The organism is Bradyrhizobium sp. AUGA SZCCT0222 (genome assembly GCF_018130205.1).
Classification (GTDB): Bacteria; Pseudomonadota; Alphaproteobacteria; order Rhizobiales; family Xanthobacteraceae; genus Bradyrhizobium.
The window spans coordinates 109303-128473 of the sequence record NZ_JAFCLX010000009.1; the positions used below are offsets into that span (position 1 = coordinate 109303).

A 19171-nucleotide genomic window follows, 5' to 3' on the forward strand; every position below is an offset into this window, starting at 1 on the left:
TTTCAGTGAGTAGAGCGGGAGATCAGCTGCCGGACGCAGCCCGGTCGATGAACAGCGCGCCCTTTGTCACGATCAACTCGCCGGGCTTCAGATTGCCGACCACCTCGACCAGATCGCCATTGGCAAGGCCCGCCTTGATCTGGCGGAGTTCAATCGTGTGGTCGTCATGCACGACCCAGATCCGGACCTGATCCCCCTCGTAGATCAACGCCGTCTTCGGCACCCCGACCGCCGGATGATCGCTGGCCGAGTAGATCGTCACATTGGCGAACATTTCCGGCTTGAGCACGCCATTGGTGTTGTCGACGGTGGCGCGGACCAAGAGCCGGCGCGTCGCCGGATCGATCGCGGTGGAAACGTAATTGACGCGCGCCGACAGCGCCTGGCTCGGCAACGCCAGCACGTTGAACGCGACGTCCTGCCCGACCGCAACATTGGCGGCGTCGGTCTCGCGCACGAAGGCGACCATCCAGACGGTGGAGAGATCGCCGATGACATAGACCGGATCGCTGGCGCCGGAGTTCACATACTGGCCGGGGCCGATCTTGCGCTGGACCACGGTGCCGGCGATCGGCGCAAAGATGGTGGTTTCCGGATTGATGCGGCCCTTTTCCTGGAAGGTCGCGATGTCCTCGTCGGTGAGGCCGAGAATGCGCAGCTTGTTGCGCGCCGCTTCCATCGCCGTCTGCGAGGAGCGCATGTCGTTCTGCGCCTGGATCAGCGTCGCCTGGCTCTGCTGATAGTCCTTGAGCGGAACGGCCTTGCCTTCGAACAGATCCTTGGCGCGCTGGCCCTGCAGTTGCGCCAGGTCGAGCGCGGACTTTGCCTTGTTCATGGCGGTCATGGCGCCGATGAAATCGTTCTGCGCCTGAACGTTGTCGGCAGCCTCGATCACGAACAGCGGCTGACCCTTGACGACATTATCGCCGGGCCGGACCAGAAGCCGGGTGACCCTGCCGGCATAGGGCGAGAACACCGGGGTCGAGCGATCTTCATCGATCGCGATCTTGCCTTCGGTGACGTGCTCGGCACGGAAGCCACGCGTGGCAACAGGCTGGATGGTCAGGCTGGCCCATTCGGCCGGCGACAGCTTGTAGCGCTGCTGTCCTCCCTTGCGGGACTGACTGGACACTTCGGAATGCTTGGGCTGGGTCGCGCTGAACTGCAGGAATCCATAGACGCCCGCGCCTGCAAGCGCGAGCAAGGCTATCACCAGCGCCGGTCGCCGGCGGGTAAGTAGCTGAATTTGCTTAATTAATCCATTACGCATGCGGTCTGTTCAACTCAGCAATGGCGACAATTTGCCTCACCCGCTAATAGTGCCTAATCGGAGTTCCAAACAAGCTAAAAAACGAGCGCGGCCGTTAATTTTTGGAGAGGTCCGCATGAACGCCGGCTGAAAATACCTACTCGCGTGCCGGCCATTGCGGCAGGTGGCTGCCAAGCGGCATCGCCGGGCGGGCCCAGAACGCAGGGGTTTCCGACAACAGCGCCGAGTGCCGGACCGACCGCAGTGCACCAAAGCCGGAAGTCCCCTCCTCGATAAAAGGCATCACGGTTTCTCCCTTCAAATCCCCGGTCTTGAAGCCATCGGCGACGCGACCGAGATTCCACAGCCACCGGCCGGTCTGCGCCAGCGACACCCGAACGTGCCAGCTGCCGCCTTCGCGCGACTGCCGCGTCTTGGCCATCATGGCGCCGAACGCCATGAGGTAACCGGTGGCGTGGTCCAGCATCTGCGCCGGCAGTTCCTTGGGCCCGTCGACGCCGGCCGCCTGCCCTTCGGCATGGTTGAAGCCCGTGGACGTCTGCACCAGCGAGTCGAAACCGCGGCGCTCCGCCCAGGGACCGGCATGACCATAGGCCGACAGCGTCACATAGACGATCCCCGGACTAATACGGGCCGCCTCTTCCGGTGCGAAGCCGAGGCCGGCGATCGCGCGCGGCCGGTAGCCCTGCGAAATAATATCGGCCTGCGCCACCAGATCGCGGAACACCGCGCGGCCTTGTTCGCTCTTGAGTTCGACAAAGCTCGTCAGCTTGCCGCGCCCGGTATCGATCGTAAGCCAGGGAATCGCCGGCAGATTTGGACCTGAGATCAACAGCACGTCGGCGCCGTGGGCAGCGAGCGTGCGACCCGCGACGGGACCCGCGATCACGCGCGACAGATCGAGCACGCGAAGGCCGGCGAGCGGCCGATCGCCCTTCGGCCACGGTTTTGGCGCGGCGTCGCCGATCTTCTCGATTGTGATCAGCGGCAATCCGGCAAGCGCCCTGGCGTGCGGCGTTACCGACCATTCGTCGTATGAACGCATCATCGACACCACGCCGCCAGCGGCATAGGCCGCGGTCTCGAACGCCTCGCCATCCCATTGCATCAGCGCGGCCTGGACCTCGTCGCGCTCCGGCTTGCAGTTCAACACCTTGCAGACGGCGTCGCGGTGATGCGGGAAATTGGTATGCAGCCGCACGAAGCGCGCGTCGCCTGTTTTGTAGACGCCGGCGATCGCGTCCCAGGCCGGCGGCGGCGGCTTGTCGTCGACGCGCAGGTAACGCTCGGAGCGGCATTCGACCACGGCATGGCGCATGTCGACGGTAACGTCCTGCGATTGCCCGCTGCGCAATTTCCAGATTTTGGCGGCGGCGAGCCCCGTCGCGGCGACGCTCGCTTGTGCTGCGGCGGCGACCCGAAACGACGACGGCAGCTGCGGCTCTTCGCCGGTCAGCTTGATGGCGTCGAGCGCGGAAGCCTCGCCGCCGGCCGAGGTCCAGATATCGCCGAGAATTTCTTGCGGGCTTTGCATCGGCATGTCTCTTCCCTAGTCTTTCCTTGGCATCGCAACGTAGCCCGGATGGAGCGTAGCGCAATCCGGGTAGAGCGATCCGCTTGGCGAAATCCTCCCGGATTTCGCTGCGCTCCATCCGGGCTACGCCTTAACTGCACGAAGGAGTTGCAATGGCCGCCGTCGAACCCCTGACCGCCGGTGCGGTCCTGCTCGCAACCGCCGCCACCGATGCGGTCTATGTCATGTTCACCTCGGCCGTGGTGGCGCGCAAGCGCGTGCCGGCGGCGACCTGGAGCAGCATCTGGTATCTGCTCTCGTCGTATGCGGTCATCAGCTACACCGAGAACTGGGTCTATGTGGCGTTTGCCGCGGTCGGCTCCTGGGTCGGCGCCTATGCGACGATCACCTTCCTGCACCGGCCGCCTGGTGGGCCACCGGTCGGTGCGGCGCCGGAGTAACCTCCCCGTCGTCCCGGCTTGGTGCGTAATTGCGCACTCGTTCCGTGCGTCGTCCCGGCGAACTCAGATGCGCAATTGCGCATCGGGGGACCCATACCGCGTGATCTCTCGATAAGGCTCGGTAACAGAGACCGTTCGCAAAACTTCTCCCTGTCGTTATGGGTCCCGGCTCAAGGCCGGGACGACGGCGGTGTTTGTTGCTGCACCAACATCCAAAACACAACTTCGCATTCTCGCGACGCGTTGCGCCCGAGGTTTGCCAGAAACTTCCCGCCCTAAATACAGAGGGCGCAGGGAAGACCGGGTGCGCGCTGCACCCGCGGTCCCGTGTGCGGTTTGCACTAAAAATGCTGCACACGAGCATACAGGGCAGCGGAGAACACCCGGCCTTCCCTGCGCAATGGCTTTACGGCTTATGCCGTGATCTCCCCGGAGACGAGTTCTTGGTTGACTCCGTCACCGCCGGTTCAGCTCACGCTTAGCCGACGGCTTGACGCCAGCAACGGGCGCCAGGACCACACGGTTTTGCCGTACGCTCATCCACGCCCTCGTCGAGGCGTAAACCAGCGTCCATCGCAACCCGCCCAACGTCCGTGACGACGGCCGACGCCCTTCTGAGTAGGACGGGATGGCGATAGATGCGCACTGATTTGGGCCGGCCAGCAACAGAAATATTTTTGATTTGCAGAAATTCTCCACTTGACACGATTTCTGAAACTCAGAACTGATTTGCCCGTCGAGTTGATTTGTCGCACCTAACCGTCATTGCGAGCGCAGCGAAGCAATCCATGGAACGGCTTGGGGCAATATGGATTGCTTCGCTCCGCTCGCAATGACGAGGAGAGAGCGACATCCAAATCAAGCTTCGACGACGCCGAGAAGGGCCTGGACGCTGTGATGTATCGCGTCTTGCGTAAGGATCGCTTTGCCTGCCCTGCGGTTCTGCTACAGTGCCCGCGAGACAACAAAGGAAAAACAAAATGGATCTGGGCTTGAAGGGAAAAAACGCGGTCATACTTGGCGGCACGCGCGGCATTGGGCGGGCGATTGCCGACACGCTGGCCGGCGAAGGCGGCAATGTCGCGGTTTGCGCGCGTAACGCCGATCAGGTCGCAAGCGCCGTTGCAGAACTGAAGGCGCGCGGCGTCAAGGCCACCGGCGCTTCCGTCGATATCACCGACGCGGCGGCACTGAAATCATGGATCGGCGGCGCAGCTTCCGAACTCGGCGGCATCGACATGCTGTTCTCCAATGCCGGCGCCATGGCGCAAGGTGGCGATGTCGCATCCTGGGAGCAGAATTTCCGGCTCGACGTGCTGGGCGCCGTCAATGCGTTCGAAGCCGCGCGGCCGTTCCTCGAAGCGAGCGGCGAGAAGAGCGGCGACGCCGCCTTTGTGATCATTTCGTCGGTTTCGGCGGCACAGGCCGACAACGCCAGCTCCTACGGTCCGATCAAGGCGGCGCTGGTCCACATGGCCAAGGGCCTGGCGCGGCAATACGCCTCGAAGAAAATCCGCGTCAACGTGGTGTCGCCCGGCACGGTCTATTTCAAGGGCGGCGTCTGGAACATGATCGAGCAGAACATGCCGAAGCGCTATCAGGATGCGCTGACGCGCAACCCGACCGGCCGCATGGCGACGCCGCAGGAAATCGCCAACGCTGCCGTGTTCCTCGCAAGCCCGGTATCGTCATTCACGACGGGGTCTAACCTCATCGTCGACGGCGCGATCTCGAACCGGGTGAATTTCTGATACGTTACCCGCCGCCAGTTGCCGGGTGACTTGACGATTGACTCGGCGAGACTTGCTCTCCTGTGCGGAGCGCGTTATTTTGACGTCACTCAATCCTGAAAGGAGGGCCGCGCGATGATGACGTTCTTCCGGCACTATCGCCAGCGTGGCCCGGTCAACGCCCTGCAAATGCGTTTGCAGGGCTGACCAGAGACTTCTGAACTTCTTCCTGGTCTGCCCTTCGTGGCCATGCGGCGTTGCGCGCTATTGCGCTCCCGCCGCATTCTCATTCATCGCCGCGCTTCGACACCGACATCCGACGATGGCTGCGTGCCCCGGATATCGTGATCGCCGGCAAGACCAGAGAACGATCATGACGCTTATTACGATCCGCAATCTCGGCGTGACGCTGAGCGCGCCGCTGTTTTCCCGGCTGAACCTCGTCGTCAATCCCGGCGACCGGATCGGGCTGGTCGCCGCCAACGGTCGCGGAAAATCCACCCTGCTGCGCTGCATGGCCGGCACCATGGAAGCGAGCGAGGGCGAAATCACAAGGTCGCGCGGGCTGACGGTGGGCTGTGTCGAGCAGAACGTGCCGGAAGCTCTGATGGAGACCCCCCTCTATGAAGCCGTGCTCGAGGCGCTCTCGGCCGAACAACGCCACAGCGAACGCTGGCGGGTCGATGTTGCCCTGGAATCGCTTTGGGTGCCCGAGGCGTTGCGGCAGAGGCCGCTGAAACAGTTGAGCGGCGGCTGGCAGCGGCTTGCCATGCTTGCGCGCGTGCTGATGACGGAGGCCGACGTGCTGCTGCTCGACGAGCCGACCAACCATCTCGACCTCACCAGGATCAGCCAGCTTGAAAACTGGCTGAACGCACTGCCGCGCGAGATGCCCGTCGTCATATCCAGCCACGACCGCGCCTTTCTCGATGCGACCACGAACCGGACGCTGTTCCTGCGGCCGGAGCAGTCGCAGCTGTTTTCATTGCCCTATACGCGGGCACGCGCCGCACTCCGCGAAGTGGACGCTTCCGACGAGCGGCGCTACCAGCATGACCTCAAGACGGCCCAACAGCTGCGCCAGCAGGCTGCGAAGCTCAATAACATCGGCATCAATTCCGGCAGCGACCTGCTGTTGTCAAAGACCAGGCAGTTGAAGCAGCGGGCCGAAAAACTGGAAGATGCGGCAAAGCCCGGGCATCTCGAACGATCCGCAGGCACAATCAGGCTTGCCAATCGCGGAACCCACGCCAAGGTGATGGTGACGCTGGACGACGCCACGGTCGAGACGCCGGATGGCAGGCTGCTGTTTCGGACCGGCAAGCAGTTCATCTGCAAGGGAGACCGGATCGTGTTGCTGGGATTGAACGGGGCAGGCAAGACCCGCTTCGTCGCCATGCTGCGCGCGGCAATCGAAAATCGAGACGCGGTGCACGCCGGCATCAAGGCCACGCAGTCGCTCGTTCTCGGCTATTGCGATCAGGCTCTTGCCGGTCTTGCCGATGCCGACACTCCGACACACACGATCATCCGCCGCTTCGATGTCGGCGATCAGCGTGCGCGCACGTTGCTCGCAGGCGCCGGCCTCTCGATCGAGATGCAGGGACGTCCGATCGGCCTGCTTTCCGGCGGACAGAAGGCGCGTCTGGGCATGCTGTTGCTGCGGCTTGCCCAGCCAAACTTTTATCTGCTCGATGAACCCACCAATCATCTGGATATCGAGGGGCAGGAAGCACTGGAGGCTGAACTGATGGTTCATCAGGCAAGCTGCCTGTTGGTGTCACATGACCGCAACTTCGTGCGGACCGTGGGCAATCGTTTCTGGCTGATCGAAAAGAAGAAGCTGGTCGAACTGGAGGAACCGGAAGGGCTGTTTGCAGCGGTACGTGCAGGGAGTTAGCGCCGCGGCATAGCCCCGCGTGCTGTGTGACATGCGTCACGGTGGCGCCCCGGCACGCGTCGTATCCCTGTCATCAGGGATGGCGGGAATGGTCTCGCTGCAGGGAAAACGGGAGACGGCAATGACCAAGTCCAGGAATTCAGATCGCAACGACCAGTCGGCCCTGATCGACGACGCGCAGCTCGATATCGTGGTGGGCGGCGCGATGGACTCCAGGCTTGCGAAGATGCTTGCGGAGCGCGCCGTTGGCGGATGGATCATGCAGGACATCTGGACCCGGCCGACGCTCGGCACCTACCACTAACACTTCTCGATTTGCGCAAGATTTTGGTCTCGGCGGCGACGGGCCGCCATGTTCCACCGGTCACGAATGAGGCCGCCTCGCCTGGCGGCCTTTTTCACTAAAGCACGATGATTTTGAACCGAATCGGGACACGTCATCCTGAGGCGCGAGCGGAGCGAGCCTCGAAGGATGGGCCACGGGCGCTTCTCATCCTTCGAGGCGCGCAAGAGCGCGCACCTCAGGATGACGCGATAGGATGCGAGTGGGCCGCTTCAACCTAAACTGATCATGGTCTAGCGCTTCCGACTCAGGCCCTCGAACTTGTCCGCCTTGTCGCCGAGTTCGCGAAGCGGGACCTGCTGGCGCGAAGGCCCCACCACCATCACCAGCGACTTCGCCTGCCGCAGCGCCGGGAACAGCAGATCGCTGCCCGGAAGCGAGCCATCGAAGCTCGGCGTGCCGGCTTCCTCGTTCACAAGCGTCCGTCCCTGCAGTTTCGCGGTGACGCTCCCGGCGATCAGCGACGCCGACATCGCCTGGCGCGGCTTCACGCCGTTGCCGGTCTCGTTGATGAAGACCTTCACGACGCCCTGGCCCGGTTTGCAACGGAACGTGATCGGCGTGTCTTCGGCGTTGTCTGTGCCGTAGGACAGCATGGATTGGCCATCCACGGTCCGGAGCCGCCATGTTCGCTTGTCAGCGGGCTGGGCATACGCGGCCAAGGTGGTGGCGATCAGAACCAGCATGGCCGGCGCGGCCAATCGAGCCATCATGAAACCCCCATTCGGCCTTTTCGCAGGCGGCGTGTGGTCAACGCCTTATCGCAGGCGGCTGACCAGCGCAATCAGCTCGCCTTGCCGGTGGGTCTCGGTCTTGCGGAAGATTGCCTTCAGATGCGACCGCGCGGTTTCATGCGCTATTGCCATTTCCTGCGCGACTTCTTCCAGCGACTTGCCGCCGGCCAGACACAGGGTAATGCGCGCCTCCGATGGCGTCAGGTGGAAGGCCTGGCGCAGCATCGCCAACTGTTCGGCCTCGCCTTCATCGAAGCCGGAGAGGATGAGAATGGCGCGGGCCCCGAGAAACGGACTGCGCGCCGCGCCGTCGACCGGCAGCACACGGACGACGATCGGCGGCTTGCCGGCGCGGCGGACCACGATGGGCGCGACGCCGAGCGCATCGACGTCGGAGGCGGTTCTCAGCCGATCGAGGAAATTATTGAAGGTCGCTTGGGCCCGCCTGTCTGATATGACGAGGCGCTGCCCGATGATCCTTATATCGCCGCCAAGGGCGGCTTCCGCAGACGGATTGATGTCGATGACCGATCCGAACCGGTCGAGCGCGATCGCGGCGCGCTTGATGAAGGCCAGTGCATTGGTGATGCCGGACAGCACGCCCCTACCTACCGCGGTGGAAAGCGTGGCGGTCTCGGTCAATCGCTGGGACAGGGCGGCAAGCGCCGCCTTTTCGGATTCTTCAAAAGCTCCCTCACCGATCGTGCGTTGGATGGAAAAACCCCACAACGCGGAGCCTGCAAAAAATCCCACGGCCGCGAACCAGCGCAGCCCGAAATTGTTCGCATGCGCGTAAAGCGGATCACGAAGCATTTCGGTTTCGGAGCTGAAGATGTCCTGGTCGCTGACGATCTGACGGCCCGCGAGCAACAGCGGCACGGCGCGCGCCGCGCGGATGTCGTTTTCGTGGAAGCGATTGTCGAAATAGGATTTGAAAAATTCCCGCCCGGACTCCGTCATCGGCACGTCGGGCGTCCGGACGTCGCTTTGCAGCAGGCATGCCGACGCTGAGTTGCTGGCGCTGCAAATGTCCTGCATCAAGGCAGGCCACATCGCAGGATCGATCACTGCATCGCCCAGCCGGTTGCTGATCGACTGCAACCGGCCAACGTCCACCTTCGTCCCCATTGGTCAGCCTATGCCACTTCCGCCACGTGCTTCGAAACCGGCGTGCAAGACGAGTTCCACCGACCCGATTCTGCGCTGCTGCAGGTTCCGACAAGGACCCCTCCAACGCCACCCCCATTTGGGTGAGACCGGCAGGTAACGTTACCAGCGCTTCTGCAGCAGGTCGGCCAATTTTGACTCGAAGCATCGCATCGCGTCGGCTAAAATTAAGGTCACCGGGGGCTAGAGGATTCTTAAACAATCAATTTTGTTCTTCCCGGGCGGCCGCTGGATTCATCTCCAGCGGCCATTTTATTTTTGCGGCATGCCGTTTTAAGGCGTGCCTTTTTAAGGCGTGCCTTTTTAAGGGTGTCATGGCTCCGCACCTCAATGAAAATCCCGCGACGGTGGCAGGATGCGGACGTTGCGCGGATGGCGGATCTTTTGCGCCGATGTCTCGGGGTGGTCGCGGCGGTCGTCGTTGAGCGGCTCGATCAGCGCAGGGCCCGCCGGCACCGGATGCTTGCGGCTGAGTGCATCGTTGGCCAGACCGATCAGATCGTGCGAGCGGTCGAACAGCCGCTGCGCGACCAGATGCGTCACGTGTTCCGGACTGCTCTGGATGTAGCCCTCGACCAGGATCAGGCGCGCGCCCATCACTTCCTTGCGGTACTTTTCCATCACCGCCGGCCACACCACGATGTTGGCGATCCCGGTTTCATCCTCCAGCGTCATGAAGACGACGCCCTTGGCGCTGCCCGGACGCTGCCGCACCAGCACCACGCCGGCGCAGCGGACATGACGCCGGTCGTTGCGATGCGCGATATGTTCGCAAGGCACGATGCGCTCCTTTGAAAACTTCGCGCGCAAAAATTCCATCGGATGGCCCTTCAGCGACAGCCGGATGGTCTGGTAGTCGGCGACCACCTGCTCCGGCAGCGGCATGTCAGGCAGCGGTTTGGCGTTTTCGTCGGGCTGCTCGCGCGCCACCGCTATCTCGAACAGCGGCAGCGGCACATCGTCCGGCAGCCGGCGCACCGCCCACAGCGCGGCGCGGCGATCGAGCCCGATGGAGCGGAACGCATCGGCATCCGCCAGCAGGATCAGCGCGCGTTTTGGCAGTGCCGTGTCGCGGGCGAACTCCTCCAGCGAGGTGAAAGGGCGGCGCGCGCGGGCGGCGATGATGCGGTCGGCCCAGTCGTCGGTCCCACCGTCATTCCGGGGCGCTGCGATAGCAGCGAACCCGGAATCTCGAGGTTCCGGGTTCACGCTTCGCGTGCCCCGGAACGACAGCTGAGAGGCCTTCAACCCCTCCTCATCCGGATCGGCCCATTTGAAACCATCGATCTGCCTGAACCCGAGCCGCACGGCGCAATATTTTCCTTCGCCCTCTTCCAGCGTGTTCTGCGCAAAGCTGTGCGACACGTCGATCCCGCGCACCTCGACGCCGTTCTTGCGGGCGTCGCCGACGATCTGCGCAGGCGCGTAAAAGCCCATCGGCTGCGAGTTCAAGAGCCCGCAGCAGAACGCGTCGGGATGGTAATGCTTGAGCCATGACGAGACATAGACGAGCTGCGCAAAACTCGCGGCATGGCTTTCCGGAAAACCGTAAGAGCCAAAACCCTTGATCTGGTTGAAGCAATTATTGGCGAATTCGGGATCGTAGCCGCGGCGGATCATGTTGCCGACCATCTTGGCTTCGAACTTGCCGATGGTTCCGAGATTGCGGAACGTTGCCATGGCGCGGCGCAATCCGTTGGCTTCCTCGGAGGTAAATTCCGCCGCCTCGATCGCGATACGCATCGCCTGTTCCTGGAACAAGGGTACGCCCAATGTTTTATGCAGGACGTTGCGCAACTCATCCTTGTTGCCGCCCTTCGGATAGGGATATTCGATATCCTCAGGCCGCATTTTGCGGCGCTTGAGATAGGGATGCACCATGTCGCCCTGGATCGGGCCGGGCCGCACGATCGCGACCTCGATGACGAGATCGTAGAAGGTCCGCGGCTTCAGGCGCGGCAGCATGTTCATCTGCGCGCGGCTTTCGACCTGGAACACGCCGAGCGATTCACCCCTCTGCAGCATTTGATAAACTTCGTCGTCGTCCTCCGATTTGATATCGGCCAGCTCGTATCGCTCACCCTTGTGATCCGCGATGAGATCAAAGCATTTGCGGATGCAGGTCAGCATGCCCAGCGCCAGCACGTCGACCTTCATCATGTGCAGCGCGTCGACGTCGTCCTTGTCCCATTCGATGAAGGTGCGGTCGTCCATCGCAGCGTTGCCGATCGGCACGTAAGTATCGAGCCGATCCTGCGTCAGCACATAGCCGCCGACATGCTGCGACAAATGCCGGGGGAATTCGATCAGTTCGGCAGCAAGCGCCACCGCGAGCTCGATCATCGTATTTTTGGGGTCGAGCCCGGCCTGCCGGACCTGCATCTCGTTGAGGCCCTTGCCCCAGCTGCCCCACACCGTATCGGCCAGAGCCGCGGTGACGTCCTCCGTCAGCCCCAGCGCCTTGCCGACATCGCGGATCGCGCTGCGCGGCCGGTAATGGATGACGGTGGCAATGATCGCGGCGCGGTGGCGGCCGTAGCGCCGGTAGACATATTGCATCACCTCTTCGCGCCGCGAGTGCTCGAAGTCGACGTCGATGTCGGGCGGCTCCAGCCGTTCCTTGGAAATGAACCGCTCGAACAGCAAATCGACCTTGGTCGGATCGACCGAGGTGATCCCAAGCACATAGCAGACCGCCGAATTCGCCGCCGATCCCCGGCCCTGACAAAGGATGTTCTGGCTGCGCGCATAATGGACGATGTCGTGCACGGTGAGGAAATAATGCGCGTAGTTGAGCTCGGCGATCAGCGCCAGCTCCTTGCGCAAGGTGGCGCGAAGCGTGTCATCGATCTCTTCACCAAAATAACGGTCGACACCCTGCCATGTCAGGTCTTCCAGATGCTGCTGCGCGGTCTTGCCCGGCGGCACCGGCTCGTCCGGATATTGGTATTTGAGCTGGTCGAGCGAGAAATTGATGCGGCCGGCAAAGCGCATGGTTTCCGCGATCGCGTCCGGCAGATCGCGAAACAGCCGCGCCATTTCATGCGGCGGCTTGAGATAGCGTTCCGCATTGGCCTCGAGCCGCTTGCCGACGGCATCAATGGTCGTCTTCTCGCGGATGCAGGTCAGCACGTCCTGCAGCGGGCGGCGGGCGGCATCGTGGTACAGCACCTCGTTGGTCGCCAGCAGCGGCACCTTTGATGTCAGCGATACCAGATGCAGCCGCGCCAGCCGGCGGCGGTCGTCGCCACGGTACAGGAGGCTTGCGGCCAGCCACACGCCATCGGCGCGGCTATCCTTCAGGCGGTCCAGGATTTTCAAGGTGCCGGCCGAATCGAAACGATGCGGCAGCGTCAGCACCAAGAGCTGGCCCTCGGAAAATTCCAGGAGGTCATCCAGTTTCAGATGACACTCGCCCTTGGCGATCCGCTCGGCATCGCCGCCGCGTTTGCCGCGGGTAAGCAGTTGGCATAGCCGGCCATAGGCAGCACGGTCGCACGGATAAACAAAAATATTCGGCGTGCCGTCCATGAAGACGAGGCGCGAACCGATCAGAAGCTTTGGCTTGTGTAGAAGTTCCGGGTTGTCGAGCTCCTTCCAGGCGCGCACCACGCCGGCCAGCGTGTTGTGATCGGCGATCCCGATCACGGGAATACCAAGCCGGCTCGCCTCCTGCACATAGGCGCGCGGATCGGATCCGCCGCGCAGGAAGGAGAAGTTCGTGGTGATGCCGATCTCGGCATAGGCAGGTGCTGGCGCACCGGGGTTATTCATGCGAACAGCCCGTGCACGAACCATTTCGGCAGCACAGGCTCGCCCTCCGCATCGCTTTTGAGTTCGCCCTCATAAAGCCCATCGCGAAAAATCCAGAACCGCAGCCCTTCCGCGTCCTCGATGCGGAAATAATCCCGCGTCAGCGCCTCGCCATTCTGCTTCCACCATTCCATCGCGATGCGTTCGGGGCCTTCCACCCGCACCACCGCATGGGTGACGCGCCGCCAGGTAAATTGATGCGGCGGCCCGTCGGGCACGGATGCAAACGGCACGTTGATGGGCTCAGGTCTTTCGAACAGCCGCAGCGGCCGCAATGGCGGCTCGCTTTCGATCCGCTCCGGCCAGGCGGCTTGCGTCGCGGCCGCCAGATGATGCTGCGCTGATACCGACAGCACCGCGCGTTCCGGGATATGGGTGTCCTGCGGCAGATGCACGACGACCCGCTTTCCCCCGATCCGCGCCGCGATGCGGTCGATCAGGGCGGCCAGTTCGTCATTGTCATGGACATTGGCGTCGAGATCGCGCTGCTGCTGCACCACGATTTCGGTGCGGCTGGCGGACAGGCGTATCAGGTCAAAGCCGAAGCCGGGATCGAGCGGATCGCTCAAGGCATCGAGCCGCTCGCGAAACAGCCGGTCGATCACCTCAGGCCTGGTCACCGGACGGCCGGTATCGACCGTAATGTTGCGCACCGCGCCGTCGGTGCGGAAGAAACTCGCCTCCAACCGCCGCGCGCCCTTGCCTTGCTTGTCCATCGCGGTGACCAGCATGCCTGCGAGCGAGGACAGGTTGATCGCGATCACGGTGTCGGTCGCGACAGGTTCGGGAAAGCGTTTTTCGACGATGTAATCCGGCAAGGGTTTTCGCGGGCTGATCGGCGCATCGCCCTGCCCCAGCGCATGTTCGAGCAAAGTCGTGAAGCCGGCGCCAAATCGCGCCGTGATCTCGTGGCGCCCGCGCGCGGCGACGTCGCCAATGGTTTTCAGCCCGGCGCGGCGCAGGCCGCTGGTGATGGCGGCATCGGCGCCGAGCGCCGAGACCGGCAGCGGAGCGACGGCGTCGGCCTCCCCCCCATCGGCAATGATTTTCCCTGACGCATGGCGCGTCATCGTACGGGCGCAGATCGAGGTGCCGGCGATATCAGCGCTGACGACAAAACCCCTGCGGGTCAGCGCGCCGCACAGGGTCTGCAGCAGCACGCGCTCGCCGCCGAACAGATGGGCGCAGCCGGTGATGTCGAGATACAGCCCGTGCGGGGGATCAAGCGCCACCAGCGGCGTGAAGCGATCGCACCAGTCGGCGATATCGCCAAGCGTCTTGGCGTCCGAAACCGGATCGGCATCGAACACCGTCAATTCCGGACAGATCGCCCGGGCATTGGCGAGCGGCAGGCCGATCTCGAGGCCGGAGCGCGCCGCGAGATCGTCGAGCGCATAGATCTGCAGCGCGTTGTTTTGCTTGGCGACGACGACGGTGGGGGCTGGCACCTCTCCCGCTCGCGGGGACACACGAACAGCATGACTCGCGGAGACACCCCCGCCCCGACCCTCCCCCGCAAGCGGGAGAGGGGGCGGCGCAGCATCCGCGTGGTGAAAATTATTTTCAACTCGCGCGACGCTGCCCTGCGTAAGCTGGCGCTTGATGCGGTCGATGGGCAGGCGTGGCAGCCACAGGCTGAGGATTCGCCGCCGGTTCGCTGAAAAGGCACTCATCACATTTCCATTCCATGATCCACCGCCCAACCGGGCCATGACGGTTACGAACGAGCTCGGCGTCGAACACCGGCGCGCCCCACGCATGCCAGGGTGCTGATGGCGGCGAATGCGCCGCGCGCACGATCCATCTTGTCTCCGCGGTCGAGGGCTGCGGCGTCGCCGCGAGCCGCAGCAGCAATGCGGTGACGCCGGAGGCCTGCGCTGCCAAAGTCAGTTTGCGGCTGGCGACGAGATCGAGCTGGCGCGGCTCGCCCCAGACTTCCAGCACCACGGCGCCCAGCGCATCGCAGGCCAGCGCGTCGGCGGCGGTCCGCAACGCGGCGTCGGCATCGGCGGCGCGCACGGTTACCAGCAGCCGCGGATCGAGGCCGAGTTCGGCGAGCCCGCTCATCGACAGCGCGCCGGATTCGATTTCCGAAAAATCCTGCCGAACCCAGACCAGCGGCCGGCGCGATGTCACCCGTCCCGCAAGGCCCGCGATGAATCCCGTCGCCGCCGCACCCTGATGTCCTTCGGCAAAGACTTCATGCACCGCGGCGCGGGCAAGGCCGCCGCACAGCGTCGCATCGGCCTCGGCATGGCCGAGCGCCACTTTGTGAAGCGCGTGCGTATCCGCGCCCGCCTCGATGCGCTCGATGCGGCCGCGCAAACGCGCAAGCGTGCTCATGCGCGCGCCGGTCATGCGCCGCTCCTTGGAAATTGTGGGCCATTGCTGGTTTTGAAATGAACCCGCTGCTGGCTCATTTGTTCATGATATGTTCTAATATAAAGCTAACAGGCCCGGCAGAGTCAATCGGGATTACTACTGGGGCGATTCATAAGCGGAATCAAAGGGATTCAAGGATGGACGTGCAACGCAAGCTGGAAATCCTGGCCGATGCCGCCAAATACGACGCTTCCTGCGCCTCCAGCGGCACCGAGAAGCGGGATTCCCGCGACGGCAAGGGCCTCGGCTCGACCGCGCCCGGCATGGGCATCTGCCATTCCTACGCGCCGGACGGCCGCTGCATCTCGCTACTCAAAGTCCTGCTCACCAATGCCTGCAATTACGATTGCCTTTATTGCGTCAACCGCACTTCTTCGAACGTTCCGCGGGCACGCTTCACCGTCGACGAGGTCGTGAAGCTGACGATCGACTTCTATCGCCGCAATTACATCGAAGGCCTGTTTCTCTCCTCCGGCATCATCCGCAGTGCCGACTACACCATGGAGCAAGTGGTGTCGGTCGCGCGAAAACTGCGCGAGGAGCATCACTTCCGCGGCTACATCCATCTGAAAACCATTCCGGAAGCCGATGATGCGCTGATCACCGAGGCCGGCAGATATGCCGACCGGCTCAGCATCAACATCGAAGTGCCTGAGGAAGCCAGCCTCGCTAAACTCGCGCCGGAAAAGGACGTGCGCGCGATCCGCCGCACCATGGGCCGATTGCGGCTCAAGCTCGATGAAGCGCAGGACAACAATAACAACAACAAGACCGTAACAAAGGCAAAGCCGCCGCGCTTCGCTCCGGCCGGCCAGAGCACGCAGATGATCATCGGTGCGGATGCGGCCGACGACAAAACCATTCTCCATACCAGCGCCAATCTCTATGGCTCCTACAAACTCAAGCGCGTCTATTATTCCGCCTTCAGCCCGATCCCGGATGCCAGCCGCGCGTTGCCGCTATCGGCTCCTCCGCTGGTCCGCGAGCACCGGCTTTATCAGGCCGACTGGCTGATGCGGTTTTATGGCTTCGACGTCGGCGAGATCGTCGACGAGAGCGCCGGCATGCTGTCGCTCGATATTGATCCGAAACTTGCCTGGGCACTGCGGCACCGCGACCGGTTTCCGCTCGATGTGAACCGGGCCAGCCGCGAGGACCTGCTGCGCGTGCCGGGCTTCGGCCGCAAGGCCGTCGATCGCATCATCGCCTCGCGCCGCGTCACATCGATCCGTGCGGCCGATCTCGCCCGGCTGCACATCCCGAGGAATAAGGCGCTGCCGTTCATCGTTCTCAGCGATCACCGCCCCTCACCGCATCTGCTCGACGGAGCGAAGCTGGCGGAACGATTCAGGCCGAAGGCGACGCAATTGGGGTTTGGGTTTTAGCCACAACCGTCATTGCGAGGAGCGAACGCGACGAAGCAATCCATATCTCGGCAAGCGGAGACGTGGATTGCTTCGCTTCGCTCGCAATGACGAGGAGGAGAGATATGCACACCATCACCCTCGACAGCGAAACCGATTTTGACGGCTGGCGCAAAGCGGCACGGACGCTGGTGCTGAATGACGTGAGCCCGGCCGACGTGACATGGCGGGTGCAAGGCGACGCGCCTGAATTGTTTGAATCGACCACCCCACTGCCCGACCCGCCAAATGCGACTTTCAACGTCCCGGCCAAATTCGTCGAGCTGGTGAAAGCCGCGATCCTGCATCGCAATAGCGAACGCTTTGCTATCCTCTATCGCCTGCTGTGGCGGCTACGCGGCAACCACGACCTGCTTGTCGTTGCGACCGATCCTGACGTGGCTGAGGTCGCGGCGATGGCAAAGGCCGTGCACCGCGACGAGCACAAGATGCACGCTTTTGTGCGCTTCCGTGAAATCGGGCGCGAGCAGAAATCGCATTTCGTCGCCTGGTTCGAGCCGGAGCATCATATCGTGGAGCTGGCCGCGCCGTTCTTCGCCCGGCGCTTTGCCGACATGCCCTGGTCGATCCTGACGCCTGACGTCTGCGCGCATTGGGATGGCCATGCCGTTTCGATCACGCCGGGGGTAGCCAAGGCCGAGGCGCCGACCGAGGATCGGCTGGAGGAAACCTGGCGGCGTTACTACGCCAGCATCTTCAATCCCGCCCGGCTGAAGGTGAAGGCCATGCAGACCGAAATGCCGAAGCGATATTGGCGGAACCTGCCGGAGGCCTCGTTGATTAAGCCTCTGATCGAGAGTGCCGAACGCACTGCCTGCGCGATGATCGCGCATGCGGCAACCGAACCGCATAAATCGCAGAAGCGGCAGAAACCGCCGATGAAACGCAAACAGGCAGCCGACGACATCGAAACCCTGCGGGAAGAAGCCGCGGATTGCCGCGCCTGCCCGCTCTGGAAGGACGCCACCCAGACCGTGTTCGGCGAAGGCCCACAGAATGCCCAGGTCATGCTGGTCGGCGAACAGCCCGGCGACAAGGAAGACCTCGCGGGCAAGCCGTTCGTCGGACCGGCCGGCCAAATGCTGGATCGTGCACTGGATGAGGCCGGCATCGACCGTTCAAAAGTCTACGTCACCAATGCCGTGAAGCATTTCAAGTTTGTGCCGCGCGGGAAAATCCGCCTGCACCAGAAGCCGAACACAGCTGAGATCAAGGCTTGCCGGCAATGGTACGAACGCGAACGCGCCGCCATCAAGCCTGTCTTGGTTGTGGCGATGGGTGCTACCGCAGCGCAGAGCGTGTTCGGCAAAACCACGCCTGTTAACAAAAGCCGCGGACGCCTGATTGATCTCGAGGACGGCGCGACGGCTCTTGTCACCGTGCATCCGTCCTATTTGCTGCGGCTGCCGGACGCCGACGCCAAGGCGCGGGAATATCAGCGCTTCGTGGCCGATCTCAAAATCGCGGCAGCCTTGCTGCGAAAATCGGCGCACGCTGCCTGAGTTTTCGCGCATCCCAAAGCGAAGTGGATACCGGTTCGCGTCAAGAAAACGCGTCAAACCAAGATCTATAGCCAGTTCCGATTCAATCGGAACTGGCTATAGGGGAACCGTAAATTCCCGTTACCGTCCCCTCGAAAACTGACAAATAGATGTACAACCTTCAATTGATTGATGATACTATCTCATTCTCTTGGGGAGGGGTTGGGACGTCCTGTTCACGCCATGACGTTCCCATGGGGTCGGCGCGCTGTGCGGTTTCCTCTAGCCCCGGTGCCGTGCAGCGCGCGACCTGTCTTTGCCATCATCTTGGCCATCATCCCTTACGGCGATCGACCCTTGCTTGCGGCTTCTCGTCTTGAGCATTGCCCGGCAGGCACGGCAACGCCAAACTGGCGTCGTGCAGATTCAAGCCGCGAATAAATCTGACATCCCCGCCATCATACGCATCGAACGCGTGGAAGGTTATATGCGTCTGGTCGGCCGATGGGACGCCGAACAACACGCCGCTGAAATCGAAAACCCGTCTTCCCGATACCTGATCGCGTGCGGTGGAACGGAGATTGCCGGATTTGCCATTTTACAAGGCATCGGAAGCGCCAACCAATGCGTTCGGCTCAGGCGCATCGCGGTTGGAACCCCCGGCTGCGGCGTCGGATCGGGCCTGCTGCGATCGCGGTCCTGCAGATCTGCTTCGAAGATCTGGCGGCGCATCGCGTCGAACTCTTTGTATTCGTTGAGAATGAACGGGCCTACCGGACTTACCTCAAAACCGGGTTCGTCGAGGAAGGCGTGGTTCGCGATCTGCACCGGGACCCCGACGGAGCCTTCCGGTCGATGCGCCTGATGTCCATGCTCCGGGGGGAATGGGTGGCGCGCCCCTGACATACCGGCACGCACGCGTGGACGCCGCCCCTGTCATCTAACCTTCAACT

14 protein-coding genes are annotated in these 19171 nt (G+C 62.8%); 7 read left to right on the forward strand and 7 right to left on the reverse strand.

Translation table 11 applies throughout. From position 1 onward, the window contains the following. Nucleotides 1–22 precede the first annotated feature (22 nt). A complete protein-coding gene (locus JQ629_RS10525; RefSeq protein WP_212412587.1) occupies nt 23–1270 on the reverse strand; it encodes an efflux RND transporter periplasmic adaptor subunit in 1248 nt (415 codons plus the stop codon). 136 nt (nt 1271–1406) lie between these two features. Continuing rightward, on the reverse strand, nt 1407–2804 hold the full coding sequence (locus tag JQ629_RS10530; RefSeq protein ID WP_212412663.1) for a CoA transferase: 1398 nt from the start codon (nt 2802–2804) through the stop codon (nt 1407–1409). A 152-nt stretch (nt 2805–2956) separates the two neighbouring features. Here JQ629_RS10530 and JQ629_RS10535 point away from each other — a divergent pair, with 152 nt between their 5' ends. The 4 genes from JQ629_RS10535 to JQ629_RS10550 all read left to right on the forward strand — a co-directional run bounded on the left by JQ629_RS10535 (nt 2957) and on the right by JQ629_RS10550 (nt 7178). Continuing rightward, nucleotides 2957–3244, forward strand: coding sequence for a hypothetical protein (locus tag JQ629_RS10535; protein WP_192737386.1), 288 nt, complete (start codon nt 2957–2959; stop codon nt 3242–3244). A gap of 980 nt (nt 3245–4224) precedes the next feature. After that, the gene (locus JQ629_RS10540; RefSeq protein WP_212412588.1) at nt 4225–4995 is read left to right on the forward strand and encodes an SDR family NAD(P)-dependent oxidoreductase; all 771 of its coding nucleotides are present in this window, start codon (nt 4225–4227) and stop codon (nt 4993–4995) included. A gap of 352 nt (nt 4996–5347) precedes the next feature. Further along, on the forward strand, nt 5348–6874 hold the full coding sequence (locus JQ629_RS10545; RefSeq protein WP_212412589.1) for an ABC-F family ATP-binding cassette domain-containing protein: 1527 nt from the start codon (nt 5348–5350) through the stop codon (nt 6872–6874). Between the two features lie 121 nt (nt 6875–6995). Continuing rightward, nucleotides 6996–7178 (forward strand): hypothetical protein, encoded by a 183-nt coding sequence (locus JQ629_RS10550; protein WP_212412590.1) that lies wholly within the window; start codon nt 6996–6998, stop codon nt 7176–7178. A gap of 272 nt (nt 7179–7450) precedes the next feature. On the opposite strand, the gene JQ629_RS10555 is transcribed toward JQ629_RS10550, so the two are convergent. The 5 genes from JQ629_RS10555 to JQ629_RS10575 all read right to left on the reverse strand — a co-directional run bounded on the left by JQ629_RS10555 (nt 7451) and on the right by JQ629_RS10575 (nt 15289). Further along, nucleotides 7451–7903 carry a hypothetical protein gene (locus JQ629_RS10555; protein ID WP_212412591.1) on the reverse strand — a complete coding sequence of 151 codons (453 nt, stop codon included), beginning with the start codon at nt 7901–7903 and terminating at the stop codon, nt 7451–7453. Nucleotides 7904–7975: 72 nt separating this feature from the next. After that, nucleotides 7976–9079, reverse strand: coding sequence for a helix-turn-helix transcriptional regulator (locus JQ629_RS10560; protein WP_212412592.1), 1104 nt, complete (start codon nt 9077–9079; stop codon nt 7976–7978). A 366-nt stretch (nt 9080–9445) separates the two neighbouring features. Further along, nucleotides 9446–12892, reverse strand: coding sequence for an error-prone DNA polymerase (locus JQ629_RS10565; protein ID WP_212412593.1), 3447 nt, complete (start codon nt 12890–12892; stop codon nt 9446–9448). After that, on the reverse strand, nt 12889–14604 hold the full coding sequence (locus tag JQ629_RS10570) for a Y-family DNA polymerase (protein ID WP_502752748.1): 1716 nt from the start codon (nt 14602–14604) through the stop codon (nt 12889–12891). Before JQ629_RS10570 ends, JQ629_RS10565 begins: the two co-directional genes overlap by 4 nt. Beyond that, the gene (locus tag JQ629_RS10575) at nt 14495–15289 is read right to left on the reverse strand and encodes an ImuA family protein (protein ID WP_212412594.1); all 795 of its coding nucleotides are present in this window, start codon (nt 15287–15289) and stop codon (nt 14495–14497) included. Before JQ629_RS10575 ends, JQ629_RS10570 begins: the two co-directional genes overlap by 110 nt. Before the next feature lie 161 nt (nt 15290–15450). On the opposite strand from JQ629_RS10575, the gene JQ629_RS10580 reads away from it, so the two are divergent. The 3 genes from JQ629_RS10580 to JQ629_RS10590 all read left to right on the forward strand — a co-directional run bounded on the left by JQ629_RS10580 (nt 15451) and on the right by JQ629_RS10590 (nt 19121). Next, the gene (locus JQ629_RS10580; protein ID WP_212412595.1) at nt 15451–16698 is read left to right on the forward strand and encodes a putative DNA modification/repair radical SAM protein; all 1248 of its coding nucleotides are present in this window, start codon (nt 15451–15453) and stop codon (nt 16696–16698) included. A gap of 104 nt (nt 16699–16802) precedes the next feature. Then, a complete protein-coding gene (locus JQ629_RS10585; RefSeq protein WP_212412596.1) occupies nt 16803–18239 on the forward strand; it encodes a UdgX family uracil-DNA binding protein in 1437 nt (478 codons plus the stop codon). 603 nt (nt 18240–18842) lie between these two features. Next, entirely contained in the window at nt 18843–19121 is a 279-nt protein-coding gene (locus JQ629_RS10590; protein WP_212412597.1) for a GNAT family N-acetyltransferase, read from the forward strand. The last annotated feature ends 50 nt before the right edge of the window (nt 19122–19171 follow it).

Excerpts from the sequence above, each read along its gene's own strand:
- JQ629_RS10525 (WP_212412587.1), bottom strand. The coding sequence starts at position 1,270 with ATGCGTAATGGATTAATTAAGCAAATTCAGCTACTTACCCGCCGGCGA.
- JQ629_RS10530 (WP_212412663.1), bottom strand. The coding sequence starts at position 2,804 with ATGCAAAGCCCGCAAGAAATTCTCGGCGATATCTGGACCTCGGCCGGC.
- JQ629_RS10535 (WP_192737386.1), top strand. The coding sequence starts at position 2,957 with ATGGCCGCCGTCGAACCCCTGACCGCCGGTGCGGTCCTGCTCGCAACC.
- JQ629_RS10540 (WP_212412588.1), top strand. The coding sequence starts at position 4,225 with ATGGATCTGGGCTTGAAGGGAAAAAACGCGGTCATACTTGGCGGCACG.
- JQ629_RS10545 (WP_212412589.1), top strand. The coding sequence starts at position 5,348 with ATGACGCTTATTACGATCCGCAATCTCGGCGTGACGCTGAGCGCGCCG.
- JQ629_RS10550 (WP_212412590.1), top strand. The coding sequence starts at position 6,996 with ATGACCAAGTCCAGGAATTCAGATCGCAACGACCAGTCGGCCCTGATC.
- JQ629_RS10555 (WP_212412591.1), bottom strand. The coding sequence starts at position 7,903 with ATGCTGGTTCTGATCGCCACCACCTTGGCCGCGTATGCCCAGCCCGCT.
- JQ629_RS10560 (WP_212412592.1), bottom strand. The coding sequence starts at position 9,079 with ATGGGGACGAAGGTGGACGTTGGCCGGTTGCAGTCGATCAGCAACCGG.
- JQ629_RS10565 (WP_212412593.1), bottom strand. The coding sequence starts at position 12,892 with ATGAATAACCCCGGTGCGCCAGCACCTGCCTATGCCGAGATCGGCATC.
- JQ629_RS10570 (WP_502752748.1), bottom strand. The coding sequence starts at position 14,604 with ATGAGTGCCTTTTCAGCGAACCGGCGGCGAATCCTCAGCCTGTGGCTG.
- JQ629_RS10575 (WP_212412594.1), bottom strand. The coding sequence starts at position 15,289 with ATGACCGGCGCGCGCATGAGCACGCTTGCGCGTTTGCGCGGCCGCATC.
- JQ629_RS10580 (WP_212412595.1), top strand. The coding sequence starts at position 15,451 with ATGGACGTGCAACGCAAGCTGGAAATCCTGGCCGATGCCGCCAAATAC.
- JQ629_RS10585 (WP_212412596.1), top strand. The coding sequence starts at position 16,803 with ATGCACACCATCACCCTCGACAGCGAAACCGATTTTGACGGCTGGCGC.
- JQ629_RS10590 (WP_212412597.1), top strand. The coding sequence starts at position 18,843 with ATGCGTTCGGCTCAGGCGCATCGCGGTTGGAACCCCCGGCTGCGGCGT.